13 protein-coding genes are annotated in these 15,404 nt (G+C 73.2%); 9 read left to right on the forward strand and 4 right to left on the reverse strand.

Features of this window, described 5'->3' with window-relative positions:
- Positions 1-29 precede the first annotated feature (29 nt).
- Positions 30-779: a TetR/AcrR family transcriptional regulator gene (locus ABD385_RS22355; RefSeq protein WP_344578943.1), complete on the forward strand. Its 750-nt coding sequence runs from the start codon at positions 30-32 to the stop codon at positions 777-779.
- On the opposite strand, the gene ABD385_RS22360 is transcribed toward ABD385_RS22355, so the two are convergent.
- A complete protein-coding gene (locus tag ABD385_RS22360; protein ID WP_344578946.1) occupies positions 776-2,077 on the reverse strand; it encodes a Dyp-type peroxidase in 1,302 nt (433 codons plus the stop codon). The genes ABD385_RS22355 and ABD385_RS22360 overlap by 4 nt on opposite strands.
- A gap of 196 nt (positions 2,078-2,273) precedes the next feature.
- On the opposite strand from ABD385_RS22360, the gene ABD385_RS22365 reads away from it, so the two are divergent.
- The 4 genes from ABD385_RS22365 (at position 2,274) to ABD385_RS22380 (ending at position 6,347) form a co-directional block, all read left to right on the forward strand.
- Positions 2,274-2,507: an acyl-CoA carboxylase subunit epsilon gene (locus ABD385_RS22365; RefSeq protein WP_344578950.1), complete on the forward strand. Its 234-nt coding sequence runs from the start codon at positions 2,274-2,276 to the stop codon at positions 2,505-2,507.
- Positions 2,508-2,855: 348 nt separating this feature from the next.
- Entirely contained in the window at positions 2,856-4,415 is a 1,560-nt protein-coding gene (locus tag ABD385_RS22370) for an APC family permease (RefSeq protein WP_344579224.1), read from the forward strand.
- Between the two features lie 60 nt (positions 4,416-4,475).
- Positions 4,476-5,309, forward strand: a complete 834-nt coding sequence (locus ABD385_RS22375; RefSeq protein ID WP_344578952.1) for a PP2C family protein-serine/threonine phosphatase — start codon at positions 4,476-4,478, stop codon at positions 5,307-5,309.
- A gap of 63 nt (positions 5,310-5,372) precedes the next feature.
- Entirely contained in the window at positions 5,373-6,347 is a 975-nt protein-coding gene (locus ABD385_RS22380; protein ID WP_344579227.1) for an MASE1 domain-containing protein, read from the forward strand.
- A 14-nt stretch (positions 6,348-6,361) separates the two neighbouring features.
- Here the strand turns inward: ABD385_RS22380 and ABD385_RS22385 are convergent, their stop codons facing one another.
- On the reverse strand, positions 6,362-7,429 hold the full coding sequence (locus ABD385_RS22385) for an ATP-dependent DNA ligase (RefSeq protein ID WP_344578954.1): 1,068 nt from the start codon (positions 7,427-7,429) through the stop codon (positions 6,362-6,364).
- A 107-nt stretch (positions 7,430-7,536) separates the two neighbouring features.
- Between ABD385_RS22385 and ligD the strand changes: the two genes are divergently transcribed.
- A complete protein-coding gene (ligD, locus tag ABD385_RS22390; RefSeq protein WP_344578956.1) occupies positions 7,537-8,550 on the forward strand; it encodes a non-homologous end-joining DNA ligase in 1,014 nt (337 codons plus the stop codon).
- 149 nt (positions 8,551-8,699) lie between these two features.
- Positions 8,700-9,050: a hypothetical protein gene (locus ABD385_RS22395; protein ID WP_344578958.1), complete on the forward strand. Its 351-nt coding sequence runs from the start codon at positions 8,700-8,702 to the stop codon at positions 9,048-9,050.
- A 92-nt stretch (positions 9,051-9,142) separates the two neighbouring features.
- On the opposite strand, the gene ABD385_RS22400 is transcribed toward ABD385_RS22395, so the two are convergent.
- On the reverse strand, positions 9,143-10,687 hold the full coding sequence (locus ABD385_RS22400) for an AMP-binding protein (RefSeq protein ID WP_344578960.1): 1,545 nt from the start codon (positions 10,685-10,687) through the stop codon (positions 9,143-9,145).
- Between the two features lie 368 nt (positions 10,688-11,055).
- Between ABD385_RS22400 and ABD385_RS22405 the strand changes: the two genes are divergently transcribed.
- Positions 11,056-13,149, forward strand: a complete 2,094-nt coding sequence (locus ABD385_RS22405) for a SpoIIE family protein phosphatase (RefSeq protein WP_344578962.1) — start codon at positions 11,056-11,058, stop codon at positions 13,147-13,149.
- 307 nt (positions 13,150-13,456) lie between these two features.
- Complete coding sequence (locus ABD385_RS22410) at positions 13,457-14,896, forward strand: APC family permease (protein WP_425585454.1); 1,440 nt, start codon at positions 13,457-13,459, stop codon at positions 14,894-14,896.
- 16 nt (positions 14,897-14,912) lie between these two features.
- Here the strand turns inward: ABD385_RS22410 and ABD385_RS22415 are convergent, their stop codons facing one another.
- The gene (locus ABD385_RS22415; protein ID WP_344578964.1) at positions 14,913-15,254 is read right to left on the reverse strand and encodes a hypothetical protein; all 342 of its coding nucleotides are present in this window, start codon (positions 15,252-15,254) and stop codon (positions 14,913-14,915) included.
- Positions 15,255-15,404 lie beyond the last annotated feature (150 nt).

Here is a 15,404-nt window from a genome sequence, read left to right on the forward strand (position 1 = left end):
AACGTACACCACGTTAGAGTGACCGGACCATGACTCCTTCTGAACGCCGGCCCGCATCCGGTGGGCTGGTGTGGTTCGACGAGCCCGCGCCGCCACGCGCCACCGAGCAGCTCAGCCGCGAGCGCATCGTGGCCGCCGCGCTGGAACTCGCCGACGAGCAGGTGCCCGGCGAGATCACCATGCGGGCGCTCGCCACGCGCCTGGGCGTGCGCAGCCCCATGGCCCTGTACCGCTACGTCGGCAGCAAGGACGGTCTGGTCGACCTCATGACCGACGAGGTCTACGGCCAGATGACGGTGCCGCAGGGGCAGGGCTGGCGGGACGCGCTGCGCGGGCTCGGCCGCACCAGTTGGGACGCGGTGCAGCGGCACCCGTGGTTCGCGCGCCTGGCCTTCAGTCGTCCCCCCATGGGGCCCAACGCCCTGCGCCTCTACGACACCGCGCTGGCCGAACTCGAACCGCTCGGACTGGACGCGGCGCGGCGCATGAGGTTCGTCTCGACGGTGCTCGGCCACGCCCTCGGCTCCGGGCTCGCCCTGTTGGAGGAGCAGACCATGCGGGCCCGGGTCGGCTTCCGCGCCGACAGCGACCTGGACGCCGCCGCGGCCCCCTACCTCGCGCGCATCGCGGCAGAGGGCCACCACCCCCACTTCAGCAGGTGGGCCGCCGACCCCCAACGCCTGGCCCCGGAAGAGCAGTCCTTCGAGCAGGTACTGGAATGGCTCCTCGACGGACTGGCCACCCTCGTCCCGCCGGCGGCCTCGGGCCCGCGCGCCTAGTGGGTGTCCCGCATCAACCGGGAACCGAACCAGTCCTTCTCGTCCCGCACGCCGGGCAGGGCGAAGAAGTAGCCGCCGCCCTCCGGGGTGATGAAACGGGCCAGCGGTTCGTGCCGCAGGCGGTGCTGGACGGTGGCGAACTGCCGCTGCACGTTCTGTTGGTAGCCGCAGAAGACCAGCCCGAGGTCCAGCCGGCCGCGCCGGTCGTAGCCCTGGTCGTAGTTGTAACTCCGGCGCAGGAAGCGGGACTTGTCGGTGTGCCGGGTGCGCGGGTTGGCGAGCCGGATGTGCGCGTCGAGCGGGATGACCCGGCCCTCGGGGTCGGCGTGGTAGTCCGGCGCGTCGTCCTCCTTGACGCCTCCCAGGGGCGCGCCGCTGGCCTTGTGCCGGCCGAAGATCTTCTCCTGACGGTCCACCGGCTCGTGGTCCCAGGACTCGGAGTGGAACCGGATCAGCCGCAGCACCTGGTAGCTGCCGCCCTCGGCCCAGTCCGGTTCCCCGCACGGCGGCGTCACCCAGATCAGCCGGTCCATCTCGGCCCGCGAGGCGGTGTCGGGGTTGACGATGCCGTCCTTGAAGCCGAGGAAGTTGCGCGGCGAGCCCGAGGGGCGGGACGGGTTCATGAACGCGTCCATCCGCCACCGTGGCCGGATCATGCCGTGCGTGTACCGGGCCAGGTCGCGCAGTACGTGCACGATCGCGTCCGGGTGCTCGGCGCAGACCTGGAGGGAGAGGTCGCCGTGGCAGCGCGCCGGCTCCAGCCGGTCGTTGGGGAACGCCGGCATCGCCTTCAGGTGCCGCGGCTTGTGGCCGGCCAGCCCGAACCGGTCGTCGAAGAGGGACGCCCCCAAGCCGACCGTGACGGTCAGCGAGTCGGGGGTCTGCGGCTCCGCGGCCGTCCGCTCGTCCTTCGGCTTCACCCCGGCGGTCAGCACCCGGCACCGCTCGGTGAGCTCCTTGAGCAGCCGGGTCAGGCCCGCCCGGTCCTGGACCAGCACGTCGAACGCGGCGAAGCCGGAGAACAACTGCTGCGGGGTGAGGATGCCGGCCTGGTGGCGCCCGTGGAACGGCACCCGGTCCGGGGGCAGCGTCCGGCCGTCCGAGGCCCGCTGCGGCGCGGGCCCGTGCGGCGCCCCGTCGTCCGCCGACCGGCCCGCCGGCACGGCCACCGCCGCCGGGCAGCCGCCCAGCCCGGCGCCGGCCGCCACTCCCGCGACCCCCGCCGCGTACTTGAGGAACCCCCGGCGCCCGTCGTCCTGCGCCTGGCTCCGGTCGTCGCCGGTCCGCTCACGTCTCATCGCCCGACCATCCCCACTGCGACCTGCGCCGCCGGTGTGCGTGTCCGTATCCGAGCCGCGATCCTCGCCGCCGGCCTCGCGCGCTCCGGGAACAACACGGCCGGGCCCATCGAAATCACGCTTGGGGTGGCCGCCCGGCCGCCGAACGGCGCAGGCCGCCGCGCCGCCGCCGACACCCGCTCCTAGCGTCGGCCGTGTGACCCGCCCGACCGAGGACCCTGCCGAACTGCCGCTGCGCATCGTCCGGGGCCATGCCGAGCCCGAGGAGCTGGCCGCGCTGCTGGTCGTCGTGTACGGCCGGCTGGCCCAGGCCCGCGCGCTCGCCGACGGCCCGCACAAGGAGCCCCCCGACAGCGGACTCACCGACCTCCAACTGCGCAACCACCGGGCTCGCACCTCCTGCTGGGCGGGCTGCTGGACCTGCGCGTGACCGCCTGACGCGGACGCCGGGGCACCGGCGCGCAGGACGGGACGGCAGCGGGCGGGCGGCGGTCGACCGGTGCCGGGACCGACGCCGCGAGCGCGCACCCGGCCGGGGCCGCCGCGAACACCACGGGCCCGGCGAGGGACACCGCCCGTCCGCCGCACCGGTCGGCGAGCCCGGCGCAGGCACGCTTCACGTTGCTGCAACAAACGGCCACCCGCTGGCGCGAACATGTCGAGTAGGGTCCTGACCAGCGCAGACAGCGAGTGGAGGTGCCGTTCCGTGGCGGGACGTCAGGTATCGGGCGGGTCCGTCGAGGGCGCCGGGCCCGAAGTGCGGGCGCAGGAGCGCCGGTTGCGGCGCGACCTGGGGTTCTGGGGACTGACCGGGATCGGCTTCTCCAACATCGTCGGCTCCGGCTGGCTGTTCGCCGCGATGTACGCGGCGCAGACCGCCGGCCCGGCCGCGTTGCTCTCCTGGATCGGCGCGGGCCTGCTGTGCGGACTGGTCGCCCTGGTCATGATCGAACTGGGCGCGTCCCGGCCGGAGGGCGGCGGCACCGTCCGGTGGCCGCTGTTCGCCAACGGACGGCTGGTCGGCACGCTCATCGGCTGGTCGGTGCTGCTCTCCGTGGGCGGCACCGCCGCCGAGATCAGCGCCATCATGCAGTACACCGCGCACTACCTCCCCGGCCTCTACAACGGCCACACCCTCACCCTCGCCGGGCTGGCGCTGGCGTGCGGGCTGACCGTGCTGCTGACCGCGCTGAACTGGTTCGCGGTCCGGCTGTTCGCGCGGCTCAACACCCTGGTCTCGATCTTCAAGATCGCGGTGCCGGTCGCCACCGTCCTCGCCCTGGTCGCCTCCGGCTGGCACGCCGGCCGGCTCACCGACCACGGCGGCTTCGCCCCGTACGGCTACGTCGCCTGCCTGACCGCGCTGGCCGGCGGCGGCATCGTCTACTCCGTCAACGGCTTCCAGGCGCCGCTGGACTTCTCCGGCGAGACCCGCAACCCCCGCCGCACCCTCCCGTGGGCCGTCCTGGCCGGCATCGGCCTCGCCCTGCTGATGTACCTGGCGCTCCAGGTCGCCTACCTGTTCACCGTCCCCGAGCACCTCCTCGGCGGCGGTTGGCAGGGCGTCTCCTTCGACTCGCCCTTCGGTCAACTGGCCCTGATCCTCAACCTGCACTGGCTCTCCACCCTGCTCTACGCCGACGCGGTGCTCTCGCCCGGCGGCTCGGCCTACGTCGGGGTGGCGATCGACGCCCGGCACACCTACGCGCTGGCCAAGAACGGCACCATCCCCCGCTACTTCATGAAGGTCGACGAGGGCTCCGGCATGCCGCGCCGGGCGCTGGTGATCAACCTCGTCGTGATCGTGCTGTTCCTGCTGCCGTTCGGCGGCTGGCAGGACATCGTCAGTGTCATGGGCGACATGTACCTGCTGATCTACGCGGCCTCCGCGGTCGCCGTGGCGGTCTTCCGCACCGAGGCCGGCGGCGGCACCGCCGGGTGGGTGCCGGGACTGCGCTGGATCGCCCCGCTGAGCTTCGTGGTGGCCAGCGAGTTCGTCTACTGGTCGGGCTGGCAGCACCTCCGGTTGGCGCTGCCGCTGGTCCTGGCCGGACTGTTGCTGTTCCTGGGCATGCGGCGGCCCGGCGCCCGGGCGACGGTGGACGACGGCGCCGGACCCCGGCGCCCGCTCGCGGCCGAACTCCGCACCGGCGCGTGGCTGGTGGTCTACCTCCTGGCCCTCACCGCACTGTCCTGGCTGGGCACCTTCAAGGGCTCCGGGCACCTGCCCGCCCCGTACGACTCGCTGACCGTCGCCGCCGTCGCGCTGGCGGTCTTCTTCTGGGCGGTGCGCTCAGGCGTCGGCCAGCTCAGCGCCGCCCGGCAGGCCGCCGCCTGAGCCCACGGGCCGTCCGTAGGCCGTCAAGCGGATGCCGCACCCCCGAAATATGATGGGGCCATGCTTCGGCGTCGTCCCCCGCGGTCGGCGAGCGCCGACGACCTGCTCAGCACGCTGGGGCGGCTGACCGCCCAGGCGCGGGAAGGCGCCGAGTTCCAACGGGCCAGGGTGGAGCTGGCCGAGGCCCTGCAGCGCGAGATGCTGCCGGGCGCCCTCCCGGAGCTGCCCGGTCTGCGCACCGCCGCCACCTACGCCCCCGCCCGGCACGGCCTCGCCGTCGGGGGCGACTGGTACGACGGGTTCGCGCTGCCGGACGGATCGTTGGCCTTCTCCGTCGGCGACGTGCAGGGCCACGACGTCGAGGCCGCCGCGTTCATGGGACAGATCCGGATCGGGCTGCGGGCCGTCGCCGCCTACGCCGCCGACCCCGGCGAGGTGCTCAGCCGCGCCAACGACCTGCTGCTGTCCATCGACTGCGAACTCTTCGCGACCTGCACCTTCCTCCGCTTCGACCCGGCGACCTGGGAGCTGAGCAGCGCCCGGGCCGGGCATGTCCCCGGCGTCTGGGCGACCACCGACCGGCGCTGGAGCCTGATCGAGGACCCCGGAGGCATCCCGCTGGGAGTGTTGCCCGGGCAGCGCTACCCGGTCACCCGCCGGCGGATCACCGCGGCGGGTGCGTTCGTGCTGTTCACCGACGGGGTGATCGAGGGGCCGTCGTTCCCCATCGAGGCCGGGTTGGCGCAGGTGGCCCGGTTGGTCCGGGCCAAGGCGGGGGCCGATCCCGCCGAGGTCGCCGGCGCGGTGATGTGCGTCGCCGAGCTGACCGGCCACACCGACGACGCCGCGGTGATCGTGCTGCGCCACGACGCGGCGCGGCACGGGGCCGGGTGAAGCGCGGAGCGCGCGAGCGTGTCGCGTCCGGTGCCCGGCCACCGGCGTTGTCTGATGGCGGGTGTGGTGCGCACCGGGGAATTCCGTCGGCTTGCTCCGGCAGTCCTGGGGAACCTCGCGCTCGCCGCCGTCTACTACGGGGTCGCGAAGGTCGGCCTGCTGGAGCAGGTGGTGGTCGCGGGCGCCGTGGTCACCCCCCTGTGGCCGCCCACGGGCATCGCGTTGAGCTTCCTGCTCCTGCTCGGCCTGCGGATGTGGCCGGGCATCGCCGTCGGCACCCTCCTGGTCATCTCCACCCTCACCAGCCTGGACGTCGCGGGCATCGGCGTCGTGGCGGGCAACACCGCCGCCCCCGTGTGCGCCTGTCTGATGCTGCGCCGGGTGGGCTTCCGCATCGAACTCGACCGGCTGCGGGACGGGGTGGCGCTGGTGGCCCTCGGCGCCTTCGCCGCGATGCTGCTCAGCGCCACGCTGGGCAGCGGCACCCAGGTGCTCACCGGGGCGCTGCCCACCGGGGACTTCTGGCGCACGTGGGCCTCCTGGTGGGCCGGTGACGCGATGGGCGTCCTGGTGATCACCCCGCTGGTGCTCGCCTTCCGGACGTTCCGGCCGCCGCGGGACATGCCCCTGTACCGGTGGGTCGAGGCGGCCGCGCTGCTGGGGACCGTGGTGCTGGTGTCGCTGGTGATGACCCGGTCCCCGCTGTCCCTGCTCTTCCTGGTGTTCCCGGTGATCGTGTGGGCGGCGCTGCGGTTCCAACTGGTCGGCGCGGCGCCGTGCGTCCTGGTGACCTCGGTCTTCGCGATCAGCGCGGCGAGCGGCCGGTACGGCCCGTTCCGCGGCCTGAGCCTGTTGGAGACCATGGTCAACCTTCAGGCCCTCAATGCCTCGGCCGCGCTCACCGCGCTGCTGCTGTCGGCGATCGTCACCGAGCAGAACACCATCCGCCGGGGCATCGAGCAGGTCTGCTGGGAACTCGCCGAGGTGGTGGACCGGCTGGCCCCGGGGGAGAGCCGCCGCTGGCCACCGGAGGGCTGACCGGCCGCACCGGGTCAGTCGCCCAACAGCTCCCCCAGGTCGTAGCCGACCGGCTCCTCCAACTGCGCGTAGGTGCAGCTCTCCGGCGTCCGGTCGGGTCGCCAGCGGCGGAACTGCGCGGTGTGCCGGAACCGGCTGCCCTCCATGTGGTCGTAGCCCACCTCGCACACCAGCTCCGGCCGCAGCGCCACCCACGACAGGTCCTTGCCCCCGCTCCAGCGGCTCGGCCCGCCCGGCATCCGGCGGGAGGCGTGCGCCGCCCCGTCCGCCCAGTCGCCCCAGGGGTGGTCGGCGGTCTCGTCGTCGGCCATCCGCAGCGGCGCCAGCTCCTCGACCAGGGCGCGCCGCCGGGCCATGGGGAACGACGCGCACACCCCGACGTGCTGGAGGTGCCCCGCGTCGTCGTGCAGCCCGAGCAGCAGCGAGCCGAGAACCGGCCCGCTCTTGTGCAGGCGGTAGCCGGCGACCACGCAGTCGGCGGTGCGGGCGTGCTTGACCTTGTACAGCACGCGCTCGCCCGGCCGGTACGGCAGGTCCAGCGGCTTGGCGATCACCCCGTCCAGCCCGGCCCCCTCGAACTGGCCGAACCACCGCTGCGCCAGCTCCCGGTCGGTGGTGGCGGGCGCGGTGTGCACCGGCGCCCGGGCCGGGCGCAGCGCCTCGACCAGGGCCTCCCGGCGGTCCGTCTGCGGTGCGGCCAGCAGCGAGTCGGAGTCCAGCGCCAGCAGGTCGAAGGCGATCAGCGAGGCGGGCGTGCGGGCGGCCAGCGTCCGCACCCGGGACGCGGCCGGGTGGATGCGCTCCAGCAGCTCCTCGAAGTGCAGCCGGCCGTCGTGCGCGATCACGATCTCGCCGTCGAGCACGCAGCGCGGCGGCAGCTCGGTGCGGACCGCCGTCAGCAGCTCGGGGAAGTAGCGGCTGAGCGACTTGGTGGTGCGGCTGGCCAGCTCGACCTCGTCGCCGTCCCGGAAGACGAGGACGCGGAAACCGTCCCACTTGGCCTCGTACTGCATGCCGGCGGGAATCTTCGCCACCGGCTTGGCGAGCATGGGGGAGACCGGGGGCATCACGGGCAGGTCCATGGTCCCGATCCTGCGGGCCGGCGGGCGTTCCCGCCCGCCGGGAGGGGCCCCTTCGCCGGCGGACCGCCCGACGCGCGGGGGCACCCGGCGGAACCTAGCGTGGAGGCATGGCCGGAACCCGAGCGGTGGAGTTGGACGTCGCGGGTCGCGCGGTGCGCGTCTCGAACCCGGACAAGACCTACTACCCCGAGCGGGGTTTCACCAAGCTGGACGTCGCCCAGTACTACCTGGCCGTCGCCGACGGGGTGCTGCGCGGCCTGCGGGACCGGCCGACCACCATGCAGCGCTTCCCGGACGGCGTCGAGGGCGAGTTCTTCTACCAGAAGCGGGCCCCCAAGGGGCTGCCGGACTGGCTGCCCACCGCCCGGATCGCCTTCCCCAGCGGCCGGTTCGCGGACGAGATCTGCCCCACCGAACCCGCCGCCGTCATCTGGGCGGCCAACCTGGGCTGTCTGACGTTCCACCCCTGGCCGGTCCGCCGCGCGGACACCGAACACCCCGACGAACTCCGGATCGACCTCGACCCGCAGCCCGGCACCGACTTCGCCGACGCCGTCACCGTCGCGCACGAACTGCGCGCCCTGCTCGCCGAGCACGGGCTGCGCGGCTGGCCGAAGACCTCCGGCGGCCGCGGCGTGCACGTCTACCTGCCGATCCGCCCGCGCTGGACGTTCACCGAGGTCAGACGGGCGGCCATCGCGGTGGCCCGGGCGCTGGAGCGGCGGCTGCCACGGCTGGTGACCGCCGCCTGGTGGAAGGAGGAGCGCGGCGCGAAGGTGTTCGTCGACTACAACCAGATGGCCCGCGACCGCACCATCGCCTCGCCCTACTCGCTGCGCGCCCGCCCTCGGGCGACGGTCTCCACCCCGCTGCACTGGGAAGAGCTGGCCGACGCGGTGCCCGAGGACTTCGACCTGCGGACGGTGCCGCCCCGCTTCGCCGAACTCGGCGACGTACACGCGGACATGGCGGACCACGCCTTCGGTCTGGAGTCCCTCTTGGAACTGGCCGACCGGCAGGCCGCGGACGAGGGCCTGGGCGACCTGCCGTACCCCCCGGACCACCCGAAGATGCCCGGCGAACCGGCCCGGGTCCAGCCGAGCCGGGCCCGCAAGCACTGACCGCACGCCCCGGTGACCCGCGGATTCTCCCTGGTCGAGGGCCCGCCCCGACGTCCCGGTGCTGCCTCGATCGGCTCAATTGCGGCGGCCGTTGGAGTGGCCGCGGGCCGCGCCTGCGAAGAACGCCGCGGCGCGAGGTACCCATCACGTTGTCCGATTTCCTGCCAATCAGGAGAAACGCAATGCGTAAGTTCATAGGGCGTTCCCTGGCCGCCGCGGCGCTGGCCGCCGCGACCGTCGTTCCCGTTGCCGGTATGGCCGAGGCCGCTCCTCAGGCCCAGACCGTTACGGTGAGCGGAGACCACGGTCGTGGCCACCACGGCCGCGAATTCCGTCACCGCCACGACGAGTGCGGCTTCTTCGGCTTCGGTCGGTTCGGCAACGAGGGCCGTGAAGGCCATCACGGCCGGCAGGGGCATCATGGCCGAGAGGGCTGCGAAGGTCGCGAGCTGGGGCTGCTGGGACGCATCCTCCACGGCCTGTTCGGCTGGTGGTTCTGACCGTTAGCAGCCCGGCGGGCCGCCGCAGTTGCGCACTGCGGCGGCCCGCCGTTGCTCGTCCGGCGCCGGTGTTGCGGCGCCGACGGGTCGGATCAGACCGCGGCGCCCGACTCCTCGGCGCGGCGGCGCAGTTCCTTCTTGTCCGGCTTGCCCGCGTCGGTCAGCGGCAGCGCGTCGACGAAGGTGATCCGGGCCGGTTCGTACATCGTGCCGCGGACCTCGCGGACCATCGCGCGCAGCTGCTCCGCGTCGACGTCGCCGCCGGGCGTGCGCACCACCGTCGCGTGCACCCGCTCCATCCGGTCCGCGTCGCGGACGCCGTAGACGGCGCTCTGCAGCACCTGCGGGTGCGAGTTCAGCAGGTCCTCCAGCTCGGTGGTGTACACGTGGCCGCCGACCACGACGATCATGTCCTTGAGCCGGTCGACGATGGTCAAGTAGCCCTCGGCGTCGAGGAACCCGACGTCGCCGGTGTGCAGCCAGCCGTCCCGCAGCACCTCGGCGGTGAGCTCCGGCTGCTTCCAGTAGCCCTGCATGATCATGGCGGAGCGGACGCAGACCTCGCCGTGCTCGCCGGGCGGCAGGTCCCGACCGGACTCGTCGCGGATCGCCACCTCGACGTCGGGCAGCACCTTGCCGGCCGAACGCAGCCGGTCGGGGCGGTCCGGATCGTGGTCCTCGGGCAGCAGCACGCTGATACCGCCGGCCTCGTTCTGGCCGTAGCCCTGCAGGAGCACCGGGCCGAACGTCCGCACCGCGTCGGCCAGTCGGGCCGGCGACGCCTGGCAGCCGCCGTAGGTGACCATGCGCAGGCTGGAGGTGTCGGTCTGCGGCCGGTTGGGGTGGTCCATCAGCTGGTACAGCAGCGGCGGCAGCAGGAACAGGGCGGTGATCCGCTCGCGCTCGATGGCGGCGAGGACCTCCTCGGCGTCGAAGTCGTCGAGCAGGACGACGGTGCCGCCGGACTGGAGCATGGTGTCGGCCATGTACCCGGCCGCGTGGGCGAGGGTGGTGCAGACCAACTGGCGGTGCTGCACGCCCTCGTACTCCGGGAGCACGCCCTGGAACCAGCGCACCTGTTGGAAGGTGGTGCAGATGCCCTTGGGGTGGCCGGTGGTGCCGCCGGTGTGGCGGATGGTGCAGATGTCCTCGGGCCGGGCGTCGGAGGCGAACGGCTCGTCGCGCTGTCCGGCCGCGAGCTCCAGCAGGTCGGTGCCCAGCTTGGCCGGCCCGAGCACCAGGACGTCGTCGACGGGCGCCAACTCGACCAGTTCGGCGGCCCGTTCGGCCAGCCGCGGGTCCACGATCAGGGCGCGGGTCTCGACGTCGCGGACGATCGCGGCCTGGGAGTCGGCGGAGAGCTTGTTGTACAGGTGGTTCACCCGGGCGCCGACGAGGTTCGCGGCGTAGCGGGCGGCGACGGTCTCGGGGAGGTTGCCGCTCAGCAGGGTGACGGTGGCGCCGCGTGCGACGCCGCGGTCGCGCAGGGCGCGGGCCATCCGCAGCACGAGGCTGCGGAACTCGCCGCCGGTGACCCGACGGCCCTGGTGGACGAGGACTTCGAGGTCCGGGTCGCGCTTAAGTGCATCGAGGTTCTCCTCCACGTACGTGCGGAACGGCTGGTCGGATATGGGCATCGAGGGCTTCCTCCTGACCCCGGCGGCGCATGGGGGTACGCCGGGGGTCCGACAATCTCTTATTGGTTGCCTCCAGCAACTAATGTCAGGGTAGTCCCAAGAGATCGACATCTCCAAGTCGGGTGTCCCGGCGCGGGCGTTGTCCGGCCACCTTCGAGTGGATCAATATCGTCAACCGGGTCGCCCGGTCGGGTGAGGGCGGCCCATAATGCTCCATCCGGTACGGCCCCGCCTGTGCTGGGCCCCGCTCTGCCTGCGGGTCCGTCCGGTGTCGAGGGATGATGGAGGGCAGCGGCAGCACGGCACGAACCGGCCGTGCACGGAGCGCCACGGCTGTCGGTCAGGAGACCGGCGGAAGGAGTGCCTGGATGGGTGCGACCGACGCGTTCCCGGACAGTGCTGCCCAGGCCGGTGCCGGGCCGGCGCAGCCCGGCGGTCTGCTGGACGTGCTGGGCGTGGCCGCCGTCATGCTCGACGCGAACGGCCGGATCACGCTGTGGAGCCCCCAGGCCGAGGCGCTCTTCGGTTGGACCGCCGAGGAGGCGCTCGGCCGGTCCGCCGCCCGGCTGCTGGTCCACCCCGAGCACGTCGAACTCGTCCTGCGCCTCTTCGCGCAGGTGATGTCCGGCGGCGAGAGCTGGGCCGGGGTCTTCCCCGTCCGGCACAAGGACGGCAGCACCCGGCTGGTCGAATTCCGCAACATGCGGCTCCAGGACGAGCACGGAGCCTCCTACGCGCTGGGCATCGCCACCGACCAGGCCGTGCTGCGCGAGGTGGAACGGGACCTGGCGCTGTCGGTGCGCCTGGTGGCCCAGTCGCCCATCGGGCTGGCGGTGCTCGACGGCGACCTGCGGTTCGTGATGGTCAACCCGGCACTGGAGCGGATCAACGACCTGCCGGCCGAAGCGCACCTCGGCCGGCACGTCCGCGACGCCCTGTCGTTCCTGGAGACCGGCGTCATCGAGGAGCGGATGCGCGAGGTGCTGGCCACCGGCCGGCCGCTGCTGGACCAGTTCTCGATCGGCCGCACCGCCGCCCACCCCGACGTCGACCAGGCGTGGTCGGTGTCGTACTACCGGCTGGAGGACGCCAACGGGCGGGTGCTCGGCCTGGCCACCTCGGTCGTGGACGTCACCGAGCAGCACCGGGCGGCGACCGAGGCGGCCCGGGCCCGAAGGCGCCTCGCGATCATCGCGGACGCCTCGGCGACCGTCGGCACCACCTTGGACGTGGGCCAGACCGCGCAGGAACTGGCCGACGTCATCGTGCCCGAACTCGCCGACCTGGCCGCCGTCGACGTCCTCGACGCCGTCCTGGACGGCCGCCGTCCGCCCATGCCCGGCCGCGGCGGACCGGCCCGCTTCCGGGCCCTGGCGGTCGCCGCGGCCGGCGAGACGCCCGCCGTCCGGGCCGCCGACCCCACCGGACAGCTCGCCGCCTACGAGACCGAGCGGTTGATCACCCGCTGCGTCACCGAGGCCCGCCCGGTGCTGGTCTCGCAGGTGGGCCCGGACGAGCGGCGGCACATCGCCGCCGACCCGCAGGGCGCCGAGCTGCTGCGGGAGGCCGGGCTGCACTCCTACCTGGCCGTGCCGCTGATCGCCCGCGGCGAGGTGCTGGGCGCGCTCTCGCTGTACCGCACGGACAATCCGGTGCCGTTCGACGAGGACGACGCGGTGCTCGCCGTCGAACTGGCCGCCCGGGCGGCGGTCTGCATCGACAACGCCCGCTCCTACCAGAGCGAACGGCGCACCGCGCTCACCCTCCAGCGGCACCTGATGAACCACCGGCCGCCGAAGCCCACCACGCTGGACATCGCCTACCGCTACCAGCCGGCCCAGGCGGCCAGCGAAGTGGGCGGCGACTGGTTCGACGTCATCCCGGTCGCCGGCGAAAAGACCGCGCTGGTCGTCGGCGACGTCATGGGCAGCGGCATCAACGCGGCCGCCACCATGGGGCAGTTGCGCACCACCACCCGCGCACTGGCCGACCTCGACCTCGCCCCCGCCGACGTGCTCCACCACCTCGACCACATCGCCGGCGGCCTCGACCCGGCCTTCGCGACCTGCCTGTATGCCGTGCACGACCCGCACCGCGAGGAGTGCCGGATCGCCGTCGCCGGCCACCTGCCGCCCGTCGTGGTGCGCCCCGGCCGGCCGCCGGAACTCCTCGACCTGCCCACCGGCGCCCCGCTCGGCGTCGGCGGCGTCGGCGACGTCACCTTCGAGCAGACCACCGTGCCGTTGCACGCCGGCGATCAGCTGGTGCTCTACACCGATGGCCTGATCGAGACCCGCGACCAGGCCATCGACGCCCGTCTGGACCGTCTCCTGGGACTGCTCGCCGAGCCCGAACGGCCCCTGGAGGAACTCTGCGACCGCCTCCTGGGCGAGCTGCGGCACGGCAACGACCACGATGACGTGGCGCTGCTGATCGCCCGCGTCCGGGGGCCCGAGGGCTGACGTGGCCGCCGCGGCGGGGCGGCGGGGGGAAAGTCGTCGGACCGTGCGGCCGAAGAATCCGCAGCCTGCCGCAGGCCCGCGGAATCCGCGCGGACGGTGCCTGCGTGACGTGGATAACCGTGTTTGGTGCTCCGACGGCTACGGATTCCGTTGCCATGCGGCGTTAACGAACTCTTGACGGGAGTGTCTGACGGAGGTTGTATTCCGGTCACCGAAGCGGCCCCGCAGTGCCTCTGGTGCGACCGCTTTCCGGCACTCCCTCCGACAGTGCCGCCCCTTCCTGCCCTCCAGCACCGATGGGACCCGGATGACCGATATGCCCACCACGCCCGTTGTCACCGCCACCGCAGCGCCGGAAGTCCGGAGCACGACCCCGGCGGACAGCCCCAAACTCACCCGGTCGATCGGTGTGGTCGGCGGCACCCTGCTCACCCTGTCCTGCCTGACCCCGGCGTCCTCGCTCTTCGTGATCGTGCCGGACTCGTTCGCCACGCTCGGCACCGGTACGGCGCTGACCATCGCCATCGCCGCGGTGCTCTGCGTGGGAGTGGCCTTCACCTACTCCGAGTTGGGCACCCTCGTCCCCAGCTCGGGCGGCGAGTACGCCATGGTCGGCACCCTGATGGGCCGGCTCGCCGGTTGGCTGGTCTTCGTGCTCTCGCTGATCGTCGTCATGATCGTGCCGCCCATCATCGCGTTGGGCACCGCCGACTACCTGGCCCCGATCGTGCACCTGGACAAGCAGATGACGGCCGCCGCGGTGATGCTGCTGGCCACCGCCATGGGCCTGCTCGACCTGCGCGCCAACGCCTGGATCACCGGCATCTTCCTGGTCCTGGAAGTGGTGGCCGCCGGCGTCGTGGCCTTCCTCGGCTTCAGCCACACGCACCGCTCCGCCGCCACCCTCGTCCACCCGGTGATGGACGCCGGACACGGCACCAGCACCGCGGTCACCGGCGGGCTGATCGTGGCCGGCCTCGCCACCGCGCTCTTCATCCTCCAGGGCTTCTCCACCGCGGTGTACCTCGCGGAGGAGATGGAGAACCCGCGGCGCAACGTCTCCCGCACCGTGCTGTGGACGCTGGGCATCGGCGCCGCCGTGGTCCTCGTCCCGGTCGTCGCCATCACCCTCGGCGCCCCCGACCTCAAGACGCTCGGCGCCGGCGACGTCGCGGGCATGGTGCAGGGCTGGAGCAACTCCGCCATCGGCACCTTCGTCAGCCTCTGCATCGCCCTGGCGATCATCAACGCGGCGATCGTGATGGTGATCCAGAACTCCCGGGTGGTCTTCTCCTCGGCCCGCGACGCCGCCTGGCCGACCCCGGTCAACCGGGTCTTCTCGCACGTCAGCAAGCGCTTCGGCGCACCCTGGGTGGCCACCCTCGCGGTCGGCCTCCCCGGTGCCGCGCTGTGCTTCGCCACCCTCGACACCCTCAACGAGGTCACCGGCGTGGCCGTCGCGGGGATGTACGTCTTCGTCGCCCTGGGCGCGCTGGTCTCCCGCCGCGGCGAGCACAAGCAGCGGCTCGCCTGGCGGATGCCGCTGTGGCCGGTGATCCCGGTGCTGATCGTGCTCGTCCTGGCCTGGGTGCTGACGCAGCAGAGCGCCAGGAGCCTGCTGATCACCGGCGGGTTGATCGTGGTGGCCACCGCCTACTGGGCGCTGTACCTCCGCCCGCGGCAGGACAGCCACTGGGTGATCTCGGTCCCCGAGGACGAACCGGCCACCGGTCCGGATCGGTCCTGACCGGCCCGCGCCGCCCTCACCGGCCGTTCGGCCGGGCCAGGGCCAGCGCGTCCAGCAGCAGACAGACGTGGTCGACGGCGTCCCGCCCAGCGGGGCCGTCGGCCACGTCCGAGTCGTCCAGCAGACCGGCGGTGGCCCGCAGCAGCGCCCGCAGCCCGGCGGTCGCCGGCGCCGCCGGCTCCGGGCCCGTGAGGGCGGTCCGGATCTGCTCGCCGCTGAGCGGCAGCCCCGTCTCCAGGCAGCGGAACAGCGCGAGCGCGGCCCGGCGGTCCGCGTCGTTCGGCTGCCACGTGCCGCGCGCGTGGTGGTCGATGAGCACCGCCGCCTCGGCCCGGATCTCCTCTGCTGCAACATGCATGCCCACGAACGTCTCATACGCGCCCGCCGGCCCCCGGCCCGGCCGCGGGCGCCCACCGGCCGCCCCCGCGCCTCGACGGACTCCCGAGTAAGCACCGCTGACCAGGGACGTTGCGCACGGCTCGGGCCGCGGCCGGCAGATCCGGGGGCC

It is taken from the genome of Streptomyces lunalinharesii (assembly GCF_039532155.1).
Lineage (GTDB): Bacteria > Actinomycetota > Actinomycetes > Streptomycetales > Streptomycetaceae > Streptomyces > Streptomyces lunalinharesii.

Bases quoted from the DNA above. Each gene is read 5' to 3' on its own strand.
- ABD385_RS22400 (WP_344578960.1), bottom strand. From the start codon at position 10,687: ATGCCCATATCCGACCAGCCGTTCCGCACGTACGTGGAGGAGAACCTC.
- ABD385_RS22415 (WP_344578964.1), bottom strand. From the start codon at position 15,254: ATGCATGTTGCAGCAGAGGAGATCCGGGCCGAGGCGGCGGTGCTCATC.
- ABD385_RS22410 (WP_425585454.1), top strand. From the start codon at position 13,457: ATGACCGATATGCCCACCACGCCCGTTGTCACCGCCACCGCAGCGCCG.
- ABD385_RS22385 (WP_344578954.1), bottom strand. From the start codon at position 7,429: ATGGACCTGCCCGTGATGCCCCCGGTCTCCCCCATGCTCGCCAAGCCG.
- ABD385_RS22405 (WP_344578962.1), top strand. From the start codon at position 11,056: ATGGGTGCGACCGACGCGTTCCCGGACAGTGCTGCCCAGGCCGGTGCC.
- ABD385_RS22355 (WP_344578943.1), top strand. From the start codon at position 30: ATGACTCCTTCTGAACGCCGGCCCGCATCCGGTGGGCTGGTGTGGTTC.
- ligD (WP_344578956.1), top strand. From the start codon at position 7,537: ATGGCCGGAACCCGAGCGGTGGAGTTGGACGTCGCGGGTCGCGCGGTG.
- ABD385_RS22375 (WP_344578952.1), top strand. From the start codon at position 4,476: ATGCTTCGGCGTCGTCCCCCGCGGTCGGCGAGCGCCGACGACCTGCTC.
- ABD385_RS22360 (WP_344578946.1), bottom strand. From the start codon at position 2,077: ATGAGACGTGAGCGGACCGGCGACGACCGGAGCCAGGCGCAGGACGAC.